We start from the raw sequence: 22466 nt of genomic DNA, 5'->3' as shown, positions 1-22466 counted from the left end.
GGTATGGAGCGAGCCCATGCTCGACGGGATCGAACGCGAAGCGACGGACGACAAGGGTGGACGCAGCGAGCCGAGCGGCCGCGCGCCGGCGGCGGGCGTGGTCCGCCACGACTGGACCGTCGAGCAGGCGGTCGCCCTGCACGATCTGCCGCTCTTCGAGCTGATCGACCGCGCGCGCTCGGTCCACCGCGCGTTCCACGGCGAGCACGAGGTGCAGCTCTGCACCCTCCTCAGCGTCAAGACGGGCGGCTGCCCCGAGGACTGCGCCTACTGCCCGCAGTCGAGCCACTACGAGACCGAGGTCGGACCGGAGCGCATGCTCGACGTCCCCGCCGTCCTCGCCGCCGCCGAGCGCGCCCGCGACGGCGGTTCGACGCGGTTCTGCATGGGCGCCGCCTGGCGCGAGGTGAAGGACGGCCCGGCCTTCGAGCGCGTCCTCGACATGGTGCGCGGCGTGAAGGCGCTCGGCCTCGAGGCGTGCTGCACCCTCGGCATGCTCACCGACGACCAGGCGCGCCGCCTGAAAGAGGCCGGCCTCGACGCGTACAACCACAACCTCGACACGTCGCGGAAGGCATACAAATCCATCATCTCCACGCGCACCTACGACGAGCGGCTCGTCACCCTGCGCAACGTCCGGCGGGCCGGCATCACCGTCTGCTCGGGCGGGATCATCGGCATGGGCGAGTCGATCGCCGACCGCTGCGAGATGCTCGTCGAGCTCGCGCGCCTCGATCCCCACCCGGAGAGCGTGCCGATCAACGCCCTCGTGCGCTCGCCCGGCACGCCGCTCGAGAGCCTGCCGCCGGTGGATCCGATCGAGTTCGTCCGGATGATCGCGATCGCCCGGCTCATGATGCCGCGCGCGATGGTGCGCCTGTCCGCCGGCCGGACGGAGCTGTCGCGCGAGGCGCAGCTCCTCTGTATGTACGCGGGGGCGAACTCGATCTTCTACGGAGACAGGCTGCTCACCACGCCGAACCCGGGCCCGGACGAGGACCGCGCGCTCATCGAGAAGGCGGGGCTGCAGCCGATGGCGCCTGCCGCGGCGCCTCCCGCCCGCTAGCCGCCTTCCCGTCGGCCGTCGGGTCGAGCAGCGCGCGCTCCCCCCCGCGCGTCGCGACGTGCACCGTCCGCGTCGGGTACGCGAGCCTCGTCCCGGCCGCGCCGATGATCTCCAGGAAGGTGATCAGGACCTCCTGGCGCATCGTCCTGAACTCGCCGAAGTCGGTGGTCTGGAACCAGGCCATGATCTCGACGTCGAACGACGCGGGCCCGATGCCGATGAAGCGCACGACGACGTCGTCGGGCCAGATGTGCGGGTGCGCCCGCAGCGCGCGCTCGCACCCCTCGAGCACGGCGCGGAGCTGCGCGGGGGTCGTCTCGTACACGAGGCCCAGCACGCACGAGAGGCGCATCCTGTCGCGCGCCGTGTACGACTCGATCTGGAGGTCGGCCAGCTTGCCGTTCGGGATCGTGACAAGCGTCCGGTCGAGCGTGCGGATCCGCGTCGAGCGGAGCCCGATCGTCTCGACCGTGCCGAGCAGCGCGTCGACCTTCACGAAGTCGCCCACCTGGAGCGCCCGGTCGACGCCGATCGAGACCGAGCCGAAGAGGTTCTCCACCGTCTTCTGCGCGGCGAGGGCGAGCGCGACGCCGCCGATGCCGAGGCCGGCGATGAGGCTCGCCACCGGGTAGCCGAGCTCCGACAGCACGGCGATCACGCCGATGATCAAGATCGCGACCTTCGCGATCTTCCCCATGAGCGGCACGAGCGATCGCGCCGCGGGGTTGTCGCGCGTCGCCGGCGCGGCGAGCAGGCGGTCGCTCACGGCGTCGATCGCGCGGAGCGCGAACCAGAAGACGGCGATGAAGAGGCCGGCGCGCACCACCTTGTCGAGGAACTCCTCGGCCGGCACGTAGAGCCCGAGCCACGGGAGCGAGGCCTCGACGCCGACGAGCGCCAGCGCGAACGTGAGCGGGCCGCGCGCGCCCCCGAGGAGCACGTCGTCGAGCGTGGAGTCCGTCCGCGCGACGAGGCGGCGGAGCGCGGCGCGGATGAAGTAGCTCAGCACCATGCCGACGAGCCAGCCGGCGAGCGCGACGACCGGCAGGGCGAGCCACTGCCACCACAGCAGCTCGCGCGGGCCAGGGCGCAGCAGCGCCGGCGGCAGGTGATCGCGGATCCAGCGGTCTTCGAGCCGCGCGTACCACTCGTCGACGCGCTGCACCGTGGCGCGCGAGAAGATCCACCGCACCCCGTCGGGCGTCGTGCGCCGCACGAGCCGCACCGGCTGGGTCCCCGTGCGGGTCGGGATCTTGCCGAGCTGCTCCACCCCGGCGCCGAGGTTGTCCTGCGCGTCCCCCAGCGGGAGCGGCGAGAGCGACTCCACGTCGAGCCAGAGGTGCCGATCGAGCACCGCCTTGAGCCGCTGCGCGAGCTCCGCGCCGTTCGCCCCCGGCGGCAGGTCGAGGTACCGCGCGGCCTCGGCGTACTCGCCCGCGCGAGAGAGCTCGAAGAACTGGCGCATCGACGCGCGCGGCGAGTCGGGGGCGACCGGGTTCGCCTCGGGATCCGCGCCGTCCTCGGCGCTCGCCGCGGCGGGCGCCGCGGGGGCCGGGGGAGGGGCCAGCTCTCCCGCGCGCGCGCCCAGGAGGACGCACCCGGAGACGAGCGCGAACGCGAGCGCAGCGCGGAGCCACCACATCACCGGTGGCCAGAAACGGCGCCGTTCCGGCGCGTCAGGGGGATCGGTCCAGCGCATGGGCCCCTGCTATTCCACCGGGCGGCGCCCCTGTCGACCGGGCGGCGCGGCGCGAACGGCGCGGCGCGCGAGGCCGTTCGCGCGGTGCGAACGCCCGCTCGCGGCTACGTCGCTGTGCCGGGCGGCTCGCTCGGCGGCGCCGCGCTCACGAGCGCCGCGAGCGCGCCGCCGTAGCGCGCGAGCCGGCGCGCGCCGAGCCCCGGGATGCGCGCGATCGCGGCGGCGACGGCGGCGTCGCCGGCGTTCCCCACGGCGAGCGCGATCTCCACGAGATCCTGCGCGCAGTGCCCCGGCAGCACGACCTGCTCGTCCACCTTCCGCGCCTTCGCCTCGGCCCTGCGCCACCCGGTGACCCGCGTCTCCATCGCGCGGCGCGCGGCGAGCTCCCTGCGCGGCGGGCGGACCTGCAGGAAGAGGGCGCGCTCCTCCTCCGGCACGTCGCCGTCGCTGCGCCCCTGCTCGATGGCGCGGAGCCACGCCGCGACGCACGTGGCCGCCCGGCCCGCGGCGGCCCCGCGCACGGCGCGGACGTCGTCGGCCCGGGCCGGCCTCCGCTGCGCGAGCTCGAGGAGCACCTCGCTGCCGACGATCTTGAAGGCCGGCAGGTCGGCCTCCTCGGCGGCCGCCTCGCGCGCCGCCACGAGGCGCCGCAGGATCGCCCGGCCCTCCGGGTCGAGCGCCTGCGCCCCCTTGATGCGCGCGTAGGCGGGCCGCGGGTCGCGCGGCGGGCCGAGCGCGGTCGCGAGCTTGTAGGCGCACTCCTCGGCGATCTCGTCCTCGATCTCGAGGGCCCGCCCGCGCTCCGCGAGCCGCGCGTCGAGCGCGAGCAGGTGGAGCACGTCGTCGGCCAGGTAGCGCAGCTCGGCGCTGGCGAGCGGCCTGCGCCCCCAGTCGTGCTGCTGGAGCTGCTTGTCGATCGTCACGCCGAGCTCCGACGCGAGCAGCGCGGCGAGCCCGGTGGCCGCGCACCCCAGCATGCGCGCGGCGACCGAGGTGTCGCGCGCCCCGGCGAGCGGCGCCCCCGCCTCGGCGAGCATGCGCGCGTCGAAGGTGAGGTCGTGCAGCACCTTGGGCGGCCCCGCGGCCCCGAGCAGCGGCGCGAGCGGCGCGACGGGCGCGCGGAGCGCGTCCACGACCGCGACCGCGATGCCGTCCCCCTCGCGGAAGGCGAGCTGGATCGTGCAGAGCCGGGGGCGGTAGGCGAACAGCCCGTTGGCCTCGACGTCGACCGCGAGCGCCTCCGCGCGCGCCGCGCGCTCGACCAGCCGGGCGAGGTCGTCGTCGCGCTCGACGAGGACGAAGGGGGCCTGGCTCAGCGGGGCCGCCTCTCCCGGCCCTGGCGCGCCGCCGCGCCGCGCCGCGCCCGCGCGGCCGCGCCGACCAGCGCGAGCGCGGCGAGGGCGATCCCGCCGCCCCGGCTGCTCCGGGACGGGCCCGCGGCGCAGCCGCCGTCGTCCTCCCGGTCGGGCTGGTCGACCGCGCACAGCTCCGAGAAGCCGTGGCGCGGCGTGGGATCGCACCCCTTGATCGGCTCCCCGGGCGGGTACACCGCGCAGATCCCGTTGCGGTCGTCCTGGTCGAGATCGCGGAGCATGGTCGTCTCCGGCCGGTAGTCGGCGAACATGGTCGCGGAGCCGTCGGTCGAGTGCGAGAGCCCGAGGAAGTGGCCGGCCTCGTGGGTCGCGATGCTCAGCAGGTCGAACGACACCTCCTCGTCGCCGAGCGAGAGCGTCACGTCCGACGAGTTGATCTCCATGTCGGCGTCGTAGATGTCACCGGTCTTGAGGTTGTAGGTGACCGTCGTGAGCGCGAGGGTGTTCCCGCCCCCCGCATACGGCCAGTCGCCGTCCCGGAACGTGATGATGTTCGCGTTCCCCTTGTTCTGGTTGTACTCGTGCGCGTCGCACGCGATCGGGCCCAGGTAGATGACCTCCATGCGCGGGGTCTGCCCGTCGCCGCAGTCGGCCTGCGTCCACGCCGCGAACGCCTTCTCGAAGATCGCCTCGGTCTCGGCGAGCGAGACCTGGATCGAGGCGTCCTCCTGGATGGAGTAGCCGACGCACGGCGACGGCCAGGCGAGCGGGATGCCGCAGTCGTTCGGCTGGGCCGGCGTGCAGACGGCCGCCGTCGATTTGGTCTCGGGACAGACGCTGGTGCGACAGTAGGCGAGGGCGGATGAGGGGAGGGCGATCGTCGCGGCGGCGATGGCGCCGGAGGCCGCGAGGACGGCGGCGGCGCGGGCGCTCCGCGGGGTGAGCGCGGGGTTATTTCTGGGCATGGCTCGCCTTCCAGGCGCGGCTCACGGCCTCGCACGCCGCGTCGAGCGTCGCGCCCACGAGCTGCTCGGCCGCCGAGATCGCGGGGCCCGTCCGGGGCAGGACGGTCCCGCCGTCGGGGCTCGCGGCGAGCCGCCGCACGGCGATCCGCGGCGCGCCGGCCACCCTCGCTGTCTCCTCGCCGTGGACGACGGGGTAGTGGCCCTGGGCCATCCCGGAGACGACCAGGGCAGAGCCCGCCCTGGAGACGAAGATCATCGCCTGGGCGCCGATCCTGAGCTGCGCGTCGCCCGACACCTGCTGTCCGACGTCCCCGACCACGCCCCCGAGCGTCCTCACCCAGATCTCGCCGTCCGGCTGCCCGGCCACGGGGCGATCGACCGACAGGCGGGTATAGGTGACGATCCTCTTCGATCCGCCGAGCTCTTCCCACTGGCTGCGCTGCTCGGTCGCGGTGGCGACGACGACGAACGCGGCGCGCGAGACGAGCTCTTCCAGCGAGAGCTGGACGGAGACGGCCGCCTGCGCCGCGCGCGGGCCGGACAGGATCACCCCGTCTGCCAGGGCGGAGCCGACGGTCGGCGTGAGGGTCAGCGCGGGCGGCAGCGCGAGGAGGAGGGCTATGCAAGAAGCTCTGGGAGACATGGTCCTGGAAGATACCATGCTGCAGCGCGGGGCGCGCCCGAAGCGCAGGACATGGTCGATGTCCTGGACCCTGTGTCCCGGTCCGACTAGCAGATCGTCTGGGTCGAGACCCCGAGGAGCCTGCGATGACGAGCGATGCGTTGACGATCGGCAGACACACGTTCACTTCCCGCCTGTTCGTCGGGACGGGCAAGTACAAGGACCTGGATGAGACCCGTCGCGCGCTCGAGGCGTCCGGCGCGGAGGTTGTCACGGTGGCCCTCCGCCGGGTCAACCTCAAGGAGCGAGGCGAGGGGTCGATGATGTCGCTGCTCCAGCAGGGGCGCGTCACGATCCTGCCCAACACGGCGGGCTGCTACACCGTCGAGGACGCGGTCCGCACCTGCCGGCTGGCGCGCGAGCTCGGGCTGTCCGATCTCGTGAAGCTCGAAGTCATCGGCGACGAACGCACGTTGTTCCCGGACAACGAGGCGACGCTGGAGGCGGCGCGGATCCTGGTGAAGGAGGGCTTTACCGTGCTCCCTTACTGCATGGACGACCCGATCGTGTGCCGGAAGCTGGAGGACATCGGGTGCGCCGCCGTGATGCCGCTGGCCGCGCCCATCGGCAGCGGGCTCGGCATCCGGAACCCGTACAACCTCATGATCATCCGGGAGACCGCGAAGGTCCCGGTGATCGTGGACGCGGGCGTCGGGACGGCGAGCGACGCCGCGGTGGCCATGGAGCTCGGGTGTGATGGGGTGTTGATGAACACGGCCATCGCGGGCGCGCGCGACCCGATCCTGATGGCGCAGGCGATGAGGGACGCCGTGAGGGCCGGGCGGATGGCGTACCTCGCCGGGCGGATGCCGAAGAAGCTCTATGCGACGGCGTCGTCGCCGGAGCAGGGCAAGATCACCGCGCTGTAGCGTTCGCCGCGGCGCGCGCGTCGCGCCCGCCCCGAGCGGGAAGGGGGCGGCGGCGCGATGATGACGCCGACAGAGGACGGCCCCCATGTCCTGCACACAGGCGTGGCGCTGTGGGAGGACGACATTCATCGTCGTCGTCGTCGTCGTCGTCGAGCGCGCGCCGACGTGGGAAGTCAAACGAACGGCGCGCCGGCGTCATGGTACGCTCACCTGCCTGAGCCAAAATGACACGGAACGCTCATCGCACCGGTCGACACCTCCGTCGTGGCGCGTCATGCGCTCTGGCAGCGATCGCGGCGACCTGACGGTCCGCTCAGGAGAATATGAGCAAGCCCAACGTCTGCATGGTCGTGAACAACCTCGAGGTCGGCGGGCTCGAGAAGGTGGTGCTGAGCCTCCTCGACCGGCTCGGCGATCACGGGTTCGACCTCTCGCTGATCTGCCTCGACGGGGAGGGGCGGCTCTTCTCGGAGGTGAAGCTCCCCCGCTCGAAGTGCCTGGTGATCACCAAGGATCTCCGGCCGGTGCTGCCCGGCGTGAAGAGCGACCCCGAGGCGCTGCTCTGGATCCGGCGCTTCTTTCACCAGCGAGCGGTGGATATCGTCCACGTCCACAACCGCGCTCCGCTCATCTTCGCAGGCATCGCCGCGCGCCTGCTGCGGAATCGGCCGGTGGTCCTCTACTCGGAGCACAACCAGATCAACCGGGCGAAGGGCTTCGATCGGCGCAAGTTCGGCTATTACGCGTACCTCGCCGACGAGATGGTCGCGGTCTCGCACGACCTCAAGCGCATCCTCGTCGACGACGTGAAGGTCCGCGCGCCGGTCCGCGTCATCCACAACGGCATCGACGGGACGCGCTTCACCCGCGCCCTGAACAGCGGCGCGCGGGGGCGCATCCGCGCGGAGCTCGGCATCGGCGAGCAGGATTTCGTGTTCGGGTGCGCGGTGGTGCACATCGAGCAGAAGGGGCTCCGCTACCTGATCGAGGCGGCGCCCGAGGTGCTGCGGCGCGCGCCCGAGGCGCGCTTCGTCGTCGCGGGCGACGGCGCCCTCCGGGCGGAGCTCCAGCAGCGCGCGCAGGCCGCGGGGCTCGGCGACAGGATGATCTTCCCCGGCTATCGCTCGGACGTCCCCGAGCTCGTCTCGGCGTTCGACGCCTACGTGCTCCCGTCGCTCTGGGAGGGGCTGCCGCTCGCGCTGCTCGAGGCGCTCGCGCTCGGCAAGCCGATCGTGGCGAGCCGCGTAGGCGGCGTCCCCGAGATCGTGGAGCACGGGGTGGACGGGTTCCTCGTCCCGTCGAAGGACCCGGGCGCGCTGGCCGAGCACCTCGCGCGCGTCGCGCGCGACGGGGAGCTCCGCGAGCGCGCGCGCACGCGGAGCCCGGCGAAGTTCGCCGAGCAGTTCAGCCTGGAGGCGATGGTCGACGCGCACGTGCGGCTCTTCGACGAGCTCATCGCCCGGCGGCGCGGGGGTGAGGTGCAGCCGAGGCCACGCGCGCAGGCGGCCCCCGCGGAGGCCGAGCCCGCGCGCCCTCCAGCGAGCGCGCCGGCCGTCGCGGAGCGCGCGTGACAGCGAGGGACTTGCGGGCTGATGCGCTGACGGGCTGACGGGCCGAGTCAGACAGGAGGAGCTCTTGCGGCGGATGCGTGTATTGCTTATCACGAAGATTTTCCCGAACGCGGCGCACCCTGACGAGGCGCCGTACAATCGCCGGCAGTTCGCCGCGCTGTCGCGTTACTGCGATGTCCGGGTGCTCGCGACGATCCCGTGGTTCCCCGGCCTGGGTCGGCTCTCGAAGTGGCCTGTCGGCTCCAGCGCCCCGCGCGAGGAGGTCATCGACGGGCTCCCGGTGCGGCACCCGCGCTACCTCTACGTGCCGCGGGTCGCGCCGGCCCTGAACGGCCCGCTCTATGCGGCGTCGATGCTCCCGGAGCTCGTCGGGCGCGGCCCGTCGCCCGACGTGATCGTCGGGGCGTTCGCCTACCCGGACGGCTTCGCGGCGGTCTGCCTCGGGCGGCTGCTCGGGGTGCCGGCGGTGATCAAGGTCCACGGCTCGGACATCGACGTGATCCCGCGCGACCGGCGGCTGCGTCGCCCGCTGAGCTGGGGGCTCACGCGCGCCGCCCGGGTGGTCGCGGTGAGCCGCAAGCTCGCGGACGGCGTCGCGGCGCTCGGCGTGCCGCGCGATCGCGTCGACGTGGTCATGAACGGCGTCGACGCGGCGCTGTTCCGGCCGCGGAGCCGCGCCGAGGCGCGCGCGGCGCTCGGCCGGTCGCCGGGCTCGAAGCTGCTCCTCTTCGTCGGCATGCTGGGCCGCGACAAGGGGGTGCTCAGCCTGGTCGAGGCGTTCGAGCGGCTCGCGCGCGTGCACCCGGACCTCGAGCTCGCGCTGGTGGGCAGCGGCGCCGAGGAGCAGGCGTGCCGGGCGGCCGCGGCCCGGCTGGGCGGCAGGCTGACGGTCACCGGCTACCTGCCGCACGAGCAGGTGTCGCAGTGGCTCGGCGCGTGCGACGCGCTCGTGCTGCCGAGCCTGCACGAGGGGACGCCCAACGTCGTGCTGGAGGCGCTCGCCTCGGGGCGCCGCGTGGTGGCGACGAGCGTGGGCGGCATCCCCGACATCCTGCACAGCCCCGAGCTCGGCGAGCTCATCCCCCCTGGCGACACGGATGCGCTGGCGGACGCGCTGCTGCGCGCCGCGCGGCACGAGTACGACCCGGCGCGGGTCGCGGAGCTCGCCGGCGGGCGCGACTGGGACGACAGCGCGCGCGCCCTCCACGACACGCTGCTGCGGGTCGTCGGCGACGCGCGCCGGCGGGGCGCGGACGGGCAGGCGGTCGGCGACGCGCTCTTCAGCGCCCCGCCCCCGAAGAGCGGCCGCGGGAACGGCGCTGCCCGGACGGGCGTCACGCTGGGCTAGCCGCGCGCCCGGCGCCCGCGGGCGCGGTCCTCTTGACGCTCGCGCCGGTTCATCGGCGAATGTCCCTCGTGCTCACCGGCTTCCGCGCGGCCCTGGGGCCGCTCGTGCTCCTCGCCGCCGTCGCGCGGGCTCCCTACCAGTGCGCGAGCGAGGTCGACCCGGATCGCCGCATCTACGAGGACCCGAGCGAGGCCCTCTACGACCTGGCCGAGCGCTTCGAGGCGCGCGGCGACCGCGGCGCCCAGCGCGACACGCTGCGGTTCCTGGTCGAGCGTTACCCCTCCAGCCGGTTCGCGCACATGGCCCGGAAGGACCTCGAGGCGCTCGGCGACGCCGGCGCTCCGGACCGCTAGAGGGGGACCCGGCCATGCTCTCCCCGACGCTCACCCTGATCACGCAGACGGCGGACGTCCCCGAGCCGGTCCTGCTCGCGCGCCTGTCGGCCTTCGGCGCCCTGCCGCCCGAGGCCCGCGCGCGCGTGGCGGTGCAGCTCCGCGACCCCGAGCTCTCCGGCGCGGCGCTCCACGCGCTCGGCCGGCGGCTGCGCGACGCGACCGCCGCGATCGGCGCCTCGCTCGTCGTCAACGACCGCCTCGACCTCGCGCTGCTGCTGGGCGCGGACGGCGTGCACCTCGGCCGCCGCTCGGTCGGGGTGGCCGACGCGCGCGCCCTGCTCGGCCCCGGCGTCTTCGTCTCGGTCGCGTGCCACGGGGTGGACGAGGTGCTCCGCGCCGCGGAGGCCGGGGCGGACGCCGCCGTGCTCTCGCCGATCTTCGCGACGCCCGGCAAGGGCCCGCCGCTCGGCCTGGAGGCGCTCGGCGAGGCGCGGGCCCGCCTCGCCGCGGCGCCGCGCGGCGTCGCGCTCGTCGCCCTCGGCGGCGTGGACGCGGCCTCCGCGCCGCGCTGCCTGGCCGCGGGCGCGGACGGCGTGGCCGCCATCCGCGCCGATTTCGCGGGCGCGCTGCCGGCGATCGCGCGGTGAGCCGCGCCGCGCGCCGGGGTCGGCGGCGCCCTACCGCGCCCAGAGATCGGCGAGCGGCAGCTCGATCGCGTCGAACGGCTCGGCCCGCACGGCCTCGTCGCCCTCGTGGGTGTCGAGCAGCGACCACCGGCCGTCGTCGAGCCGGTACACCTCGAGCGTCTGCGCGACCGGGTTGATCAGCCAGGCGTGCCGGACCCCTTCGCGCCGGTAGATTCGCATCTTCTTGCCGCGATCAACGCGCTCGGTGTTCGGAGAGATCACCTCACACACCCAGTCCGGCGCGACATCGTAGTGCGCGGGGGCGTCCTCGGGCCCGAGCGCGTCGGGCATGCGCGTGCGGCGCCAGCCGGCGAGATCGGGGACGACCTTGTCGGGCCTCGGCCCGAGGTGGAGCTCGGGCTCGATGAGGATGACCCACCCCCCAGGCTCACCTGGATCATCGTCGAACGGACCAAGCCGACGGCTGAGGCGCGACGCAGCGCGCGTATGCGGCCGCGCCGGCCGCGGGAACGTGTGGAGCTCTCCGTCGAGGATCTCGGCGACCATCTCTTCCGGCACGGCCTGAAACGCAGCCTCTACCTCGGGGGCATTGCCTGGAAATAGCGGGTGCTGCGCGCTCATTCATCGAGCCTAGCATCCTCCGCACCCCGCGCGCCCGGCGCCGGCCCCAGCGCCTCCCTCGACGCTGGCAACCCATCTTGCTACTAGGCCGGGCCATGTCCGAAGCCCCCTCGAAGAAACCGACCGACGGCCCGCTCGAGCCCCTGTTCGACAAGGTGGCGACCGAGCTGAACTTCCCCGCCGACGAGGCGAAGATCCTCGCCTTCTGGAAGCAGCGCCGCATCTTCGAGAAGACCCTCCGCGCCGAGACCCGCGCCACCGGCCCGTCGAGGGGCACGTTCGTCTTCTACGAGGGCCCGCCGACCGCCAACGGCATGCCGCACAACGGCCACGTGCTCACCCGCGCGGTCAAGGACGTCTTCCCCCGCTACAAGACGATGCGCGGCTACGACGTCCCGCGGAAGGCCGGCTGGGACACGCATGGCCTGCCGGTCGAGGTCGAGGTCGAGAAGGAGCTTCGCATCCACGGCAAGGCCGACATCGAGCGCTACGGCGTCGAGCCGTTCATCTCGCGCTGCGTCGACTCCGTCTTCCGGTACACCGAGGCGTGGGAGAGCCTGACCGACAAGATCGGTTTCTGGGTCGACCTCGACAGCGCCTACGTCACCTACCACCGGAGCTACGTCGAGAGCGTCTGGTGGGCGCTCTCGCAGCTCCACAAGAAGGGGCTTCTCTACCGAGGCCACCGCGTCTGCTGGTGGTGGCCGCAGGGCGGCACGGCGCTCAGCGCGGCCGAGGTCGGATCGAACTACAAGACCGTCGACGACCCCAGCGTGTTCGTGGCGTTCCCGCTCGTGGACGAGCCCGACACGGCGCTCTGCGCGTGGACGACGACCCCGTGGACCCTGCCGTCGAACGGCTACGCCGCGGTCCGGCCCGAGTTCGACTACGTTGTCGTCGACGCGGGCGGGGCCGCGCCGGGGGCCGGGAAGCTCATCGTCGCCGCGGCGCTGCGCGAGGAGCTCGCGAAGAAGTTCAAGCGCGACCTCCCCGTGCTCCGCGAGCTCAAGGGGAGCGACCTCATCGGCAAGCGCTACCGCCCGCCGTTCGACGGCTTCTCGAGGTCGCTCGAAGGCGCCACGGCGCGCCGGAAGGACGGCAGGGAAGAGCCGCTCTACTGGGTCGTCCTCGGCGCGGACTTCGTGACGCTCGACTCCGGCACGGGCATCGTCCACATCGCGCCCGCGTTCGGCGAGGACGACTTCAACGCGCACAAGAAGCGCATCGAGGAGCTCCAGCCCGGGAGCGAGGTCCCGATGCTCTGCGCGGTGCGGCCGGACGGCACGTTCGAGCCCGGGCTCACGCCGTTCTCGGGGATGTGGGTGAAGGACGCCGACCCGCTGATCATCAAGGATCTCGGGGCGCGCGGGCTGCTCGTCCACGAGGAGAAGTACCGCCACGAGTACCCGTTCTGCTGGCGCGCCGACGATGACCCGCTGATCCAGCTCGCGCGGCCGGCCTGGTACATCCGGACGCGGGACAACATCGACAAGGCGATCGCGAACAACCGCGCGATCCACTGGCTCCCTTCGCACATCCAGGAGGGCCGGTTCGGCGACTTCCTCGCGAACAACGTCGACTGGGCGCTCTCGCGCGAGCGGTACTGGGGGACGCCGCTCAACGTCTGGATCTGCAAGGACAACGAGGAGCACCAGCTCGCCCCCGCGTCGGTCGCCGAGATCGAGGCGCTGAACCCGCGCGCCTTCGACCACTTCCACGAGGCGAAGAAGGCGGACCCGGGCCTGAACGACCACCTCATCGTCCACAAGCCGTGGATCGACCGGGTGACGTTCCCGTGCCCGTTCCACGCTGGGGGCCCGCCCGGCGAGCCGGGCTCCGCCCCCAGACCCCCGTGCGGCGGCGAGATGCGGCGCGCGACCGAGGTCATCGACGCGTGGTTCGACAGCGGGAGCATGCCGTTCGCGCAGTGGGGCTACCCGCACGCGCCGGGCTCGAAGGAGCTGTTCGACCGCGCGTTCCCGGCGGACTTCATCAGCGAGGCGATCGACCAGACGCGCGGCTGGTTCTACTCGCTGCTGATGGTCTCGACGCTCGTCTTCGACGAGGCGACGCAGGAGAAGCTCGGGCTGTCGCGCGCCCGGAGCTACCCGCACCCGTACCAGACGTGCGTCGTGCTGGGGCACGTCTGCGACCGCGAGGGCAAGAAGGAGAGCAAATCGAAGGGCAACTACACGCCGCCCGAGGTCATCCTGGAGCGCGTCCGGATGGAGTTCGCGGCGGTGAAGGCCTCTGACGTGAAGGGCGCGCAGCCGAAGGACGGGGTGGCGCTCATCGCGCGCGAGGACTACGAGGGGCTCGACCTGACGGGCGACGCCGCGAAGGTGCGGATGTACCGCGCCGACCGCGAGGCGCAGTCGCTCGCGATGGAGCTCCGGCCGCAGAAGGGCATGCCGCGGCGGATCGTCGCGCTCTCGGACGCGGATCTCGACCGCCTGGGCCTGTCGCCGGGCCAGAAGGCGCTCTCGGTGATGCCGAACGACGTGCCCCGGCTGCCGCAGCCCGAGCGCGTCACCATCGAGGACCCGGCGACGCCGGCGCCCGGGGCCGACGCGTTCCGCTGGTTCTTCTACGCGTCCTCCCCGCCGTGGACGAACACGCGCCACTCGCTCACGAACGTGCGCGCGTACCAGAAGGAGTTCGCGGTCAAGCTCCGGAACGTCTACTCGTTCTTCACCATCTACGCGAACATCGACGGCTTCTCGCCGGCCGAGGGGAATCCGGACGCGAAGGACACGTCGCCCGCGGCGCTCGCGGCGAGCGCCGGCTACCGGCCGGCGAAGGAGCGGTCGCTGCTCGACCGGTGGATCCTCTCGGAGCTCGCGCTGGCGACGCGGGAGGTGACGGCGCACCTCGACGAGTACCACCTGTACGAGGCCGCGCAGCGGCTGGTCGACCTCGTGGACGCGCTGTCGAACTGGTACGTCCGCCGGAGCCGCGCGCGCTTCTGGGCCCCCTCGGCGACGGATCCGCTGGAGATCTCCGCGGGCGCCGTGCGGGCGGCGCAGGACAAGCGCGACGCGTACTTCACGCTGTACGAGGTGCTCGTCGCGATCGCCAAGCTGAGCGCGCCCTTCACGCCGTTCCTCGCCGAGGCCATGTACCAGAACCTGGTGCGGCGGCCGTGGCCCGCGTCGCAGCCGGAGAGCGTGCACCTCGTGGCGTTCCCCGAGGCCGACGCGGCCGCGATCGACGAGCCGCTCGCGATCGAGATGCGCGCGGTGCGCGAGCTCGTGTCGCTGGGCCTGCAGGTGCGCACGGCCAACAAGCTCAAGGTGCGGCAGCCGCTCTCGCGCGCGGACATCGTGCTGTCGCAGCAGGGGCTCGCGGCGGCGGTCGCCGCGCACGTGCCGCTCATCGCCGAGGAGCTCAACGTGCACGAGGTGCGCTTCCTGAAGCCCGGCGAGGAGGGCAGCGCGGTCCGCTACGTGCTCAAGCCGAACTTCCGGGCGCTCGGGCCGAAGCTCGGCAAGAAGGTGCAGCTCGCGAAGCAGGTCCTCGCGAAGGCCGACGCCGCGTCGCTGCGCGCGGCGCTCGCGACCGAGGGCAAGATCGCGATCGCGCTCGACGGCGAGCAGGTCGAGCTCGGCCCCGAGGAGATCGACGTCGCGGTCGAGGCGGGCGAGGGGTTCGCGGCCGCCGGCGGCCGCGCGGGGGTCGTCGTGCTGCACACGGCGCTCACGGACGCGCTCCGCGACGAGGGGCTCGGCCGGGAGATCCTCTCCCGCGTGCAGGGGCTGCGCAAGGAGCTCGACCTCGGCTTCACCGAGCGGATCCGGCTCGCGCTCGACGGCAGCGAGCGCGCCCGCAAGGTCGCCGAGGCGGCGCGCGAGATGCTCATGCAGGAGGCGCTGGCGGCCGAGCTCGTGCTCGGCGGGGCGCCCGCGGCGTGGGGGCAGGCCGAGACGCGCGAGGTCAACGTCGACGGCGAGGCGCTCGCCATCGCGCTCGCGCGCACGACGTGACGGCGCCGGGGGGGAGCCGCGATATCACCAGGATCTACGCCGCGCGGCGCTCGGCGCGCCGTCGCGATTCCGTACCGGGCCTTACCATCCTGCGAGCGCGTCTGCCTTTCCGAGTGGGGGCGGCGCTCCTTCTGCAAGGTTCTTGTTGCGGCCATCTCTGACGAGGCGTTCGATGATCGTCGTCGGGTGGGGTGCATCGGAGATCCTCAGGACAGTACGGAGGGCCGCGTCGAGCCGGCCCGGGATGGGCGGCAAGCCGCCCTGAGGTCAGGACCTATCCGTCGCGAGACGGTGGCAGCGTCCAGTGATCCTCTCCCCCGTCCACCGGATGTCCCGGGAGTGCAGCGCCATGTCCCTGGCGCGCGGCCCCGTGTCCCTGGCGCGCGGCAGCGTGTCCCTGGCGACTGTTCCGGCGTCCCTGGCGACTGTTCCGGCGTCCCTGGCGACTGTTCCGGCGTCCCTGGCGACTGTTCCGGCGTCCCTGGCGACTGTTCCGGCGTCCCTGGCGACTGTTCCGGCGTCCCTGGCGACTGTTCCGGCGTCCCTGGCGCGCAGCGCGATGAGTCCCTGAAGCGCAGCCCCGCGTCCCTGGCGGCTATTCCGGCGCCCTTGGCGGCCATTCCGGCGTCCCTGGCGGCCATTCCGGCGTCCCTGGCGGCCATTCCGGCGTCCCTGGCGGCCATTCCGGCGTCCCGGAAGCACGATCCGGCCGGCCCGGCCGGCGGTCTCGCAGCGCGGAAAGGGGGATGGATGTCCTCGAGCCTAGGCTCCGTGCCGCGATGATCACCCACGTCTACGTCAGCAACTACGGCAGCATCGGGGCCGGCCTCGAGCTCACGCTCGGGGCGCTGACCGCGCTGGTCGGCCCGCCCGGCTCGGGGAAGGGCTGCCTGCTCGACGCTGTGCGGTTCCTCGCGGAGTGCGCGAGCGGGGCGCTCGACCAGGCGGCGTCGAGCCGCCGCGGCGGCGCGCTGCAGCGGCCTCGCCGCGACGGCGCGCTCACCACCCTCGGCGTCGCGGTCTCCAGGACCGAGGGCCACGGGTTCTGGCTCGTGCAGATCGAGCCGGGGGAGCGGGACGGCGAGATCCGCGTCAAGAGCGAGACCGCCGCGTGGTGGCAGCGCAGCGCGCTCACACGGCTCGTCAAGCCGGGCCTGCGCGACGTGTTCGACGCGGGCAGCGACTCGCCCGAGGTCTCGTTCGACCGGCTCAAGGGCAGCCCGAAGGGGTTCTCGCGCAAGGACAAGGGGCGCAGCGGCACGCTCGCCTACCGCGGGGTCGCGCCGATCGCCGTGAGCGGCGCGAGGCTCGTCCTGCCGCTGCTCTCCGACGGACCGCTCACCCCGATGCTCGACGAGCTGCGCCGCGCCGTCCTCTACTCCCTCGCGCCGCGCACCCTCCGCGCGCCCCAGAAGCTCAGCGCCTCCCGGCGCCTCCGCGCGAGCGGCGACAACTGGGGCTCCGTCCTCCGCGCGGTCGAGAAGGAGCGCTGGAAGGACGACTTCCTCGCCGGGCTGTCGCAGGTGATCGGCGACGTCGACGGCGCCCGCGCCGTCTCGTCCGGCGGGCTCCTCGTCCCGGAGCTGCGCCACGGCATCGACGGCGACGGGCGCGAGCGCTGGCGGGCCGCCGCCGACGAGCCGGACGCCACGCTGAGGCTCGCCGCCATGGTCACGGCGCTCTCGCAGGAGCCCCCGCTCGTGCTCGCCGGCTTCGAGCACCCCGACGCCGGCCTCGACCGGGGCGCGCTGCCGGCGCTCCTCGAGTACCTGCGCGGCGCCTCCGCCCAGCGGCACCTCCTGCTCACGACGGAGAGCCCCGCGCTGCTCGACCTCCTGCCGCTCGACGCCGTCTACGCGGTGGAGCTCCGCGACGGCTCGACCGCCGCGTCCACGGTCGACGAGCCGCAGCGGAGAGCCCTGCGCGAGCAGCTCGCTGCCCCGGAGAGCCAGCGCGCCCGCGCCGCGCGCGCCGAGCACGCCCCCGGTGCCTCCTGAGCCGCCGGCTACGAAACGAGCCGCTGCGTGAGCGGCGCGAGCGGCGCGAGCGGCGAGGCGTCGTACCGCGCGAGCAGGTCCTCGGGATCGCGGTAGAGCGCCGCGCAACCGGCCTCGAGCAGCTCCATCTCGGGGAAGCCTCCGCAGAGGAGCCCCACCGTGAGGATCCCGAGCTTCGCCGCGGCCTCGGCGTCGGACGGGGCGTCGCCGACGAGGACGACCTCGCGCGGATCGACGCTGCCCAGCCGGTCGAGCGCCGCCTCCAGGAGATCCGGGTGCGGCTTCGATCGCTCCACGTCGTCCGCCGACACCGTCCACGAGACCAGATCGCCCACCCCGGCGAGCGCGACGCTCGCGTCGAGCTCGCCGCGCGGCGTCGAGGAGGCGAGGACGATCCGGCGCCCGTCGCGCGCGACGCGCTCGAGCAGCGCGCGCACCCCCGGGAAGGCGCGCGCGCCAGGGAGGAGCTCGCGCCCGTAGAGCTCGTCGTGCAGCGACGCGACGCCGGCGCCGATCCAGCCGATCTCCTCGGGCGACAGGAACACCGGCAAGAGCTCGCCCGCGCCCTTGCCGATCTGGCGCCGCAGCCGCTCCAGCGAGACCTCGCGGCCGAACCGGCGGAAGGCGAGCTGCCAGGCGGCCGCGTGCAGGTCGACCGTGTCGAGGATCGTCCCGTCGACATCGAAAATGACCGCGCTGACGCTGACCACGAGGCAGCACGTTGTGCGGGGCTGGACGCACCGCCATCGGAGGGCTCCCGACGGCCCGCGCGCACCACGCCCGCCCGTGCGACGGCGCTCGCCGCGCGGGCGCGGGCGGCGCTCGACCGAAGGCGCGATAGACTCGACCGAGGGGGGCGAGCGGGCAGGGCGATGCGATCATGAACCGGCGGCTGACGGCACTCTCGGTCCTCCTCGGCGCCCTCGTCGGCCCGGCCAGCTCCGCCGCCGCGGAGCCCGGGCCCGCGCTGCTCGTGGCCGATCTCGACGACGACGACGCCGACGGCGTGCCCGACGGCGAGCAGCCGCGCGTGCCGCCCTCGCCGGATCTGCTCGCGCTGCGCATGCCGCGCGGCGCGGCGCCCGCGACGATCCCCGCCGGCGTGCGGCTCCTCGTGGACGGCAGCCCCGTCCAGCCCGGCAGCGCGATCGCCGCGAACGCCCGCCGCGTCGAGCTCCAGGCGACCCGCGCCGGGCGGAGCGAGATCGCGCTCGCCGGAACGACGGTGGCGATCAGCGCCTTCGAGATCCGCGCGATCGACGGCGCCGGACGCCGCATCGACATGGCGCGCTCCCACGCCTCGCTGCAGCGCACGCCCCCGGACCGGCTCGGCGACGATCCGTTCGGCAACCTCGACGACCCCGACGCGATCCGGCTGCTCGTGATCGGCGCGCCGGACGACGTGCCGCTGACCCTCGACGTCCACTCCGCGGCGCCGTCCGGCAAGGTGATCGACCGCCTCGCCAGCGTGCCGCTCGGCCACGTGCCGTGCCCCGAGGACGTCCCGCCCGGCCTCGTGTGCGGCTCGACGCGCCCCCTCCGCGCGGTCGCGGACGACATCGATCGCAACCACCCGATGATCGCCGACCGCTCCGTGAAGGGCGAGGTCGGCGGCGCGCTCGTCGTCGCCCTGCCCGGCGGGCCGAAGCTCCAGATGATCCGCATCGCCGGCCCGCGCACCTCGCCGCTCGGGCCCCTCGGGCGCACGCGCGCGCGCCTCCGGATCCTCATGGTGCGCCCGCGCGCGGGCGGGCCGCCGCCCATGGGCGGGGACGACGCGGGCGCCGTCGCGATCGCGCGCGCGGAGGTCGAGCGCGCGAACGCCCTGTGGGGCGCGTGCGGCGTGAGCTTCGGCCCGCCGGAGGAGCTCGACATCTCGTTCGTCGACCCCCCGCGGCCCCACCTTCTCGCGATCGGCTGCGACCACGGGCTCCCGGCCAGCGGCGGCGCGATCCGCGTCCGCGTCGACGGCCACGAGGTGACCGCGACCATCGCGCCCCGCATGCGCCCCGACGCCGCCGCCCGCGCCGTCGCCGCGGCGATCGCCGCCGCGGGGTTCTCGGTGCGCCTCTCCGACAACCCCGTCATCGGCGCGGGCGCCCACGGGACCACCGACGTGCTCGTGCGGCGGCCGGGCGGCGCGCTCGCGACGATCGAGCCGCCGGCGTCGGGCGCGCTGAGCACCGACGCCACGCTCACCGCGTGCATCGGCGCCGTCGAGCTCGACGACGGCCTCCAGCACTTCAGCGACACGGACGCGATCGCCGGCACCGTCGAGGAGCGCGCGCTGCTCAAGGCGTTCGACGACGGCGACCCCGCCACCGTCGACGTCGTGATGGTCCCGAGCTTCGCGGGCGGCGGGCGGATCGGCGAGTCGTTCATCTTCGCGGACGGCGGGGCGATCCGGAACACGATCATCGAGGACCGCGCCGGTCTGCGCGCCGATCGCGCCTCGTTCGCGCTGTCGCACGAGCTCGGGCACGTGCTGCTCGACGAGCCGGGGCACCCGGACGACTTCGGCATCGACACCCCGACCCGGCTGATGGACGCCGACGCGGCCAACGCCTCGGCCTACGGACCGCGCCGCCTCACGGTCGACGAGTGCGCGCGCGCGATCCGCCAGAGCGGCGCGCCGCGCGGCGGGGGCGCGCTCGCCGCCGGATCGCGCGCGCCCGCGCCGCGCGGCGCCGCCGGGGTCCCGGACGGCGCCGCGGGAGCCCCGCCGGGCGGCGCCGCGGCGGCCGCGCCGCAGGGGCCGGGCGGGGCGACCGGGTTCCGGCCGAGCGGGCCCGTGCCCCTGCTCGCGCCCTGGCCGCTCGCGCCGCTCGGTCGAGAGAGGTGAGGCGGCCGCGGCGCGCTGTGGTAGGAGCGGGCCCATGCGCGTCTGCCAACGGAGCGGCCTCTTCAGCGGCGTCGCGGCCCTCGCGTGCGCCACGGTCCTGCTCGAGATCGCGCTCACGCGGATCCACGGGGCGCTGTTCGGGCAGCCGCACGCGTTCGTCACGCTCGCGCTGTCGCTCGTCGGCGCCGGCCTCGGCGGCGCGCTGCTTTACGTCGCCCCGTCGCTCGTCCGCCCGCCCGCGCTCTTCGCCCGCATGGCGGCGCTCTCCGCGCTCGCGTCGGGCGCGACGCTCGCCGCGATCATCCTGGTCGCGCAGCCCGGGCCGGCGTCGGTCTCCGCGCCGGGGTCGCTCCCGTGGCTCGCGCTGGTCTACGCCGCGTGCACCGTCCCGTTCGCCCTTTCGGGCCTCGCGCTCGCGGCCGCGATCCGGCACGCCGCCGCCGAGATGCCCCGCCTCTACCTGCTCGACCTCGTCGGCGGGTCGCTCGGCGGGCTCGCGGCGGCCGCCGCGCTCCGCGCCGGCGCGCCCCGCGCCGCGCTCGCGGCGGCGATCTTCTTCGCCGTGGCGGGCGTCTTCTTCTTCCTCGGGTCGCGCCGCGAGGGCGAGCAGCGGGCCCCCGGCGGCCTCGTCGCGACCTTCGTGCTCGGCAGCGTCGTGCTCCTCGCCGGCGACGTCGGCGCCCCGTGGCTCCGGCTCGCCGGCCTCCGGCGGACCACCCCCGACCGGACCGAGCTCGAGGCCTGGAGCGAGCGCTCGCTGATCACGGTCGACCGCCCGCGGGCCGGCGCGGCGATGCTGCGGATCGACGGGGTCGCGGCGAGCCCGATCCTCGACGCGAAGGCGACGCCGCCGCCCCAGCCCGAGGACATCGCCTACGCGCTCCACCGGGACCAGGGCCCCGCGCTCGTCGTCGGCGCCGGCGGCGGGCGCGACGTGCGCGCCGCGCTCAAGGCCGGCCAGAAGGACGTCGTCGCGGTGGAGAGCGATCGCGCCGTCGTCGCGCTGATGCGCGGGAAGTACGCCGAGTTCAGCGGCCGCCTCTACGACAAGCCGGAGGTCCGCCTCGAGCTGGGCGACGCGCGGAGCTTCGCCCGGCGCACGCCGCTGCTCTTCAGGAACATCGTGATCCCGTCGCCCGAGATCGCGGAGGCGGCCGCTACCGGCGCGCTCGCGCTGTCGGAGAGCCGGCTCGCCACGGTCGAGGGCCTCGGCGACTTCCTCGCGCGCCTGCTGCCCGAGGGGACGCTCGTCGTGAGCCGGCCGGAGGGCGACCTCGATCGCCTGCTCGCCCTCACGGCCGCGGCGCTGCGCCGCGCGGGCGCGGCCGAGCCGAAGGACCACCTCTTCGCGTGCAGCGCCGCGCAGCGGACCGCGCTCCTCGCCCGGCGCACGCCGCTCGCGCGCGAGGACATCGACGCGCTCCGCCGCCACTGCCGCAGGCACAAGCTCGCGGAGGCGTTCGCCCCCGACCGCCCGCAGACCCCGACCCGCGCGCGGCTCGCCGCGGCGGCCGACGCGCGCGCGGCGGCGCCCGACGCGACGAGCGACCTCACGCCGCCGACCGACGACAGGCCGTTCTTCTCCTACGCCGTCCCGCCGCGCCGCCTGCCCGCGGTGCTCGTCGACTGGAAGGCGCTCCGCGCCGAGCACACGGGCCTGTTCGCGCTCTCGGCGCTGCTCGCCGTCGCGTCCGTCCTCTTCGCGATCGCCGCGCTGCTCCCGCGGCTCGCGGCGCGCGCCGGCCGCGCCCTCCGGCGCGGCGCCGCGGCGGTTCCCGCGATGGACGCGGCGGCCCCCGCGACCGGCGCGGCGGCGCCCCCGCCGCCCCGCGCCCGCGCCCTCGCGTTCTTCGCGGCGATCGGCGCTGGCTTCGCGCTGGTGGAGCTCGCCGTCTTCCGGCACGCGCTCCTGCTGCTCGACCTGCCCTCGCACGAGCTCCCGGCCGCCCTGGTGATCCTCCTTGTCTCGGCGGGCCTGGGCGGCCTGCTCACCGCCCGGGTGGCGCCGAGCGCCGCGGCCGGGGCCTCGGCGAGGGTGGCCGAGGCGCTCGCGGCCGCCGCGGCGCTCGGCGCGGTGGGGCTCGTCCCGCTCGCGCGATGGAGCCTCGGGCTCGCGTCCTTCCCGCGCGCGCTGCTCGCGGTCGTGCTCCTCGCGGCGTTCGGCCTGCTCGCGGGATCGCTCGTGCCGCTCGGGGTCAAGCTCGTCGCCGCGGCCGCGCCGGCGCTGCTCCCCCTGTGCTGGGCGCTCTCGGCCCTCGCCGGCGCGGCGGCGATGGCCCTCGGCGCGCTGTGCGCGATGAACCTCGGCTACAGCGCCCTGCTGCTCGGCGCCGGCCTCACGTACCTCCTCGCCGCGGCGACGGTGCCGCCCGCCGCGGCCGGCGCGGCCGCGCTCGGCGACGCGGAGCGCGAGCGCGGCTGGCGCGACGGCGCCTCGGCCGGCGCCCCGCCGGCCGGCGAGGCCGCGGGGGAGCGGCCCGACGTGCCCGAGGCGGCGCCGATCGCGTGAGCGCCCGGCGCGCCGGGCG

General features: G+C 74.7%; 16 protein-coding genes. 10 read left to right on the top strand and 6 right to left on the bottom strand.

Translation table 11 applies throughout. The features are described from left to right. Nucleotides 1-16: 16 nt before the first annotated feature. Nucleotides 17-1066: a biotin synthase BioB gene (bioB, locus tag WME96_RS22190; protein ID WP_437292088.1), complete on the top strand. Its 1050-nt coding sequence runs from the start codon at nt 17-19 to the stop codon at nt 1064-1066. Here the strand turns inward: bioB and WME96_RS22185 are convergent. The 4 genes from WME96_RS22185 to WME96_RS22170 all read right to left on the bottom strand — a co-directional run bounded on the left by WME96_RS22185 (nt 1008) and on the right by WME96_RS22170 (nt 5686). Beyond that, nucleotides 1008-2765, bottom strand: a complete 1758-nt coding sequence (locus WME96_RS22185) for a mechanosensitive ion channel family protein (protein WP_437292087.1) — start codon at nt 2763-2765, stop codon at nt 1008-1010. The genes bioB and WME96_RS22185 overlap by 59 nt on opposite strands. Before the next feature lie 104 nt (nt 2766-2869). Beyond that, a complete protein-coding gene (locus tag WME96_RS22180) occupies nt 2870-4081 on the bottom strand; it encodes an HRDC domain-containing protein (RefSeq protein ID WP_437292341.1) in 1212 nt (403 codons plus the stop codon). Further along, nucleotides 4078-5043 carry a matrixin family metalloprotease gene (locus WME96_RS22175; protein WP_437292086.1) on the bottom strand — a complete coding sequence of 322 codons (966 nt, stop codon included), beginning with the start codon at nt 5041-5043 and terminating at the stop codon, nt 4078-4080. The genes WME96_RS22180 and WME96_RS22175 overlap by 4 nt, the downstream gene beginning before the upstream one ends. Further along, nucleotides 5030-5686 carry a hypothetical protein gene (locus WME96_RS22170; protein WP_437292085.1) on the bottom strand — a complete coding sequence of 219 codons (657 nt, stop codon included), beginning with the start codon at nt 5684-5686 and terminating at the stop codon, nt 5030-5032. The genes WME96_RS22175 and WME96_RS22170 overlap by 14 nt, the downstream gene beginning before the upstream one ends. Nucleotides 5687-5811: 125 nt before the next feature. On the opposite strand from WME96_RS22170, the gene WME96_RS22165 reads away from it, so the two are divergent. The 5 genes from WME96_RS22165 (at nt 5812) to WME96_RS22145 (ending at nt 10495) form a co-directional block, all read left to right on the top strand. Continuing rightward, nucleotides 5812-6594, top strand: coding sequence for a thiazole synthase (locus WME96_RS22165; protein WP_437292084.1), 783 nt, complete (start codon nt 5812-5814; stop codon nt 6592-6594). 323 nt (nt 6595-6917) lie between these two features. Beyond that, nucleotides 6918-8165 carry a glycosyltransferase gene (locus WME96_RS22160; RefSeq protein WP_437292083.1) on the top strand — a complete coding sequence of 416 codons (1248 nt, stop codon included), beginning with the start codon at nt 6918-6920 and terminating at the stop codon, nt 8163-8165. A 73-nt stretch (nt 8166-8238) separates the two neighbouring features. After that, complete coding sequence (locus WME96_RS22155; RefSeq protein WP_437292082.1) at nt 8239-9513, top strand: glycosyltransferase family 4 protein; 1275 nt, start codon at nt 8239-8241, stop codon at nt 9511-9513. A gap of 59 nt (nt 9514-9572) precedes the next feature. After that, entirely contained in the window at nt 9573-9866 is a 294-nt protein-coding gene (locus WME96_RS22150) for a tetratricopeptide repeat protein (RefSeq protein ID WP_437292081.1), read from the top strand. A 14-nt stretch (nt 9867-9880) separates the two neighbouring features. Beyond that, complete coding sequence (locus WME96_RS22145; protein WP_437292080.1) at nt 9881-10495, top strand: thiamine phosphate synthase; 615 nt, start codon at nt 9881-9883, stop codon at nt 10493-10495. Nucleotides 10496-10525: 30 nt separating this feature from the next. On the opposite strand, the gene WME96_RS22140 is transcribed toward WME96_RS22145, so the two are convergent. Further along, complete coding sequence (locus tag WME96_RS22140; protein ID WP_437292079.1) at nt 10526-11116, bottom strand: Uma2 family endonuclease; 591 nt, start codon at nt 11114-11116, stop codon at nt 10526-10528. A 95-nt stretch (nt 11117-11211) separates the two neighbouring features. On the opposite strand from WME96_RS22140, the gene WME96_RS22135 reads away from it, so the two are divergent. Together WME96_RS22135 and WME96_RS22130 are read left to right on the top strand one after the other, a co-directional pair. Further along, nucleotides 11212-15099 carry a class I tRNA ligase family protein gene (locus tag WME96_RS22135; protein WP_437292078.1) on the top strand — a complete coding sequence of 1296 codons (3888 nt, stop codon included), beginning with the start codon at nt 11212-11214 and terminating at the stop codon, nt 15097-15099. A gap of 779 nt (nt 15100-15878) precedes the next feature. Continuing rightward, a complete protein-coding gene (locus WME96_RS22130) occupies nt 15879-17096 on the top strand; it encodes an AAA family ATPase (protein ID WP_437292077.1) in 1218 nt (405 codons plus the stop codon). Nucleotides 17097-17104: 8 nt separating this feature from the next. Here WME96_RS22130 and WME96_RS22125 read toward each other — a convergent pair whose 3' ends face one another. Further along, nucleotides 17105-17806, bottom strand: coding sequence for an HAD family hydrolase (locus WME96_RS22125; protein WP_437292076.1), 702 nt, complete (start codon nt 17804-17806; stop codon nt 17105-17107). Between the two features lie 170 nt (nt 17807-17976). On the opposite strand from WME96_RS22125, the gene WME96_RS22120 reads away from it, so the two are divergent. Further along, entirely contained in the window at nt 17977-19938 is a 1962-nt protein-coding gene (locus WME96_RS22120) for a hypothetical protein (protein WP_437292075.1), read from the top strand. Nucleotides 19939-19972: 34 nt separating this feature from the next. Further along, nucleotides 19973-22447 carry a hypothetical protein gene (locus WME96_RS22115; protein WP_437292074.1) on the top strand — a complete coding sequence of 825 codons (2475 nt, stop codon included), beginning with the start codon at nt 19973-19975 and terminating at the stop codon, nt 22445-22447. The last annotated feature ends 19 nt before the right edge of the window (nt 22448-22466 follow it).

The organism is Sorangium sp. So ce406 (assembly GCF_051474675.1).
In the GTDB taxonomy this organism is placed as follows: Bacteria; Myxococcota_A; Polyangia; order Polyangiales; family Polyangiaceae; genus Sorangium; species Sorangium cellulosum_G.
The sequence above is the reverse complement of the archived record's forward strand: the minus strand, read 5'-3'. Positions and strand labels throughout refer to the sequence as shown.

Excerpts from the sequence above, each read along its gene's own strand:
- WME96_RS22175 (WP_437292086.1), bottom strand. The coding sequence starts at position 5,043 with ATGCCCAGAAATAACCCCGCGCTCACCCCGCGGAGCGCCCGCGCCGCC.
- WME96_RS22120 (WP_437292075.1), top strand. The coding sequence starts at position 17,977 with ATGAACCGGCGGCTGACGGCACTCTCGGTCCTCCTCGGCGCCCTCGTC.
- WME96_RS22135 (WP_437292078.1), top strand. The coding sequence starts at position 11,212 with ATGTCCGAAGCCCCCTCGAAGAAACCGACCGACGGCCCGCTCGAGCCC.
- WME96_RS22150 (WP_437292081.1), top strand. The coding sequence starts at position 9,573 with ATGTCCCTCGTGCTCACCGGCTTCCGCGCGGCCCTGGGGCCGCTCGTG.
- bioB (WP_437292088.1), top strand. The coding sequence starts at position 17 with ATGCTCGACGGGATCGAACGCGAAGCGACGGACGACAAGGGTGGACGC.
- WME96_RS22155 (WP_437292082.1), top strand. The coding sequence starts at position 8,239 with ATGCGTGTATTGCTTATCACGAAGATTTTCCCGAACGCGGCGCACCCT.
- WME96_RS22165 (WP_437292084.1), top strand. The coding sequence starts at position 5,812 with ATGACGAGCGATGCGTTGACGATCGGCAGACACACGTTCACTTCCCGC.
- WME96_RS22185 (WP_437292087.1), bottom strand. The coding sequence starts at position 2,765 with ATGCGCTGGACCGATCCCCCTGACGCGCCGGAACGGCGCCGTTTCTGG.
- WME96_RS22145 (WP_437292080.1), top strand. The coding sequence starts at position 9,881 with ATGCTCTCCCCGACGCTCACCCTGATCACGCAGACGGCGGACGTCCCC.
- WME96_RS22140 (WP_437292079.1), bottom strand. The coding sequence starts at position 11,116 with ATGAGCGCGCAGCACCCGCTATTTCCAGGCAATGCCCCCGAGGTAGAG.
- WME96_RS22170 (WP_437292085.1), bottom strand. The coding sequence starts at position 5,686 with ATGTCTCCCAGAGCTTCTTGCATAGCCCTCCTCCTCGCGCTGCCGCCC.
- WME96_RS22160 (WP_437292083.1), top strand. The coding sequence starts at position 6,918 with ATGAGCAAGCCCAACGTCTGCATGGTCGTGAACAACCTCGAGGTCGGC.
- WME96_RS22130 (WP_437292077.1), top strand. The coding sequence starts at position 15,879 with ATGATCACCCACGTCTACGTCAGCAACTACGGCAGCATCGGGGCCGGC.
- WME96_RS22115 (WP_437292074.1), top strand. The coding sequence starts at position 19,973 with ATGCGCGTCTGCCAACGGAGCGGCCTCTTCAGCGGCGTCGCGGCCCTC.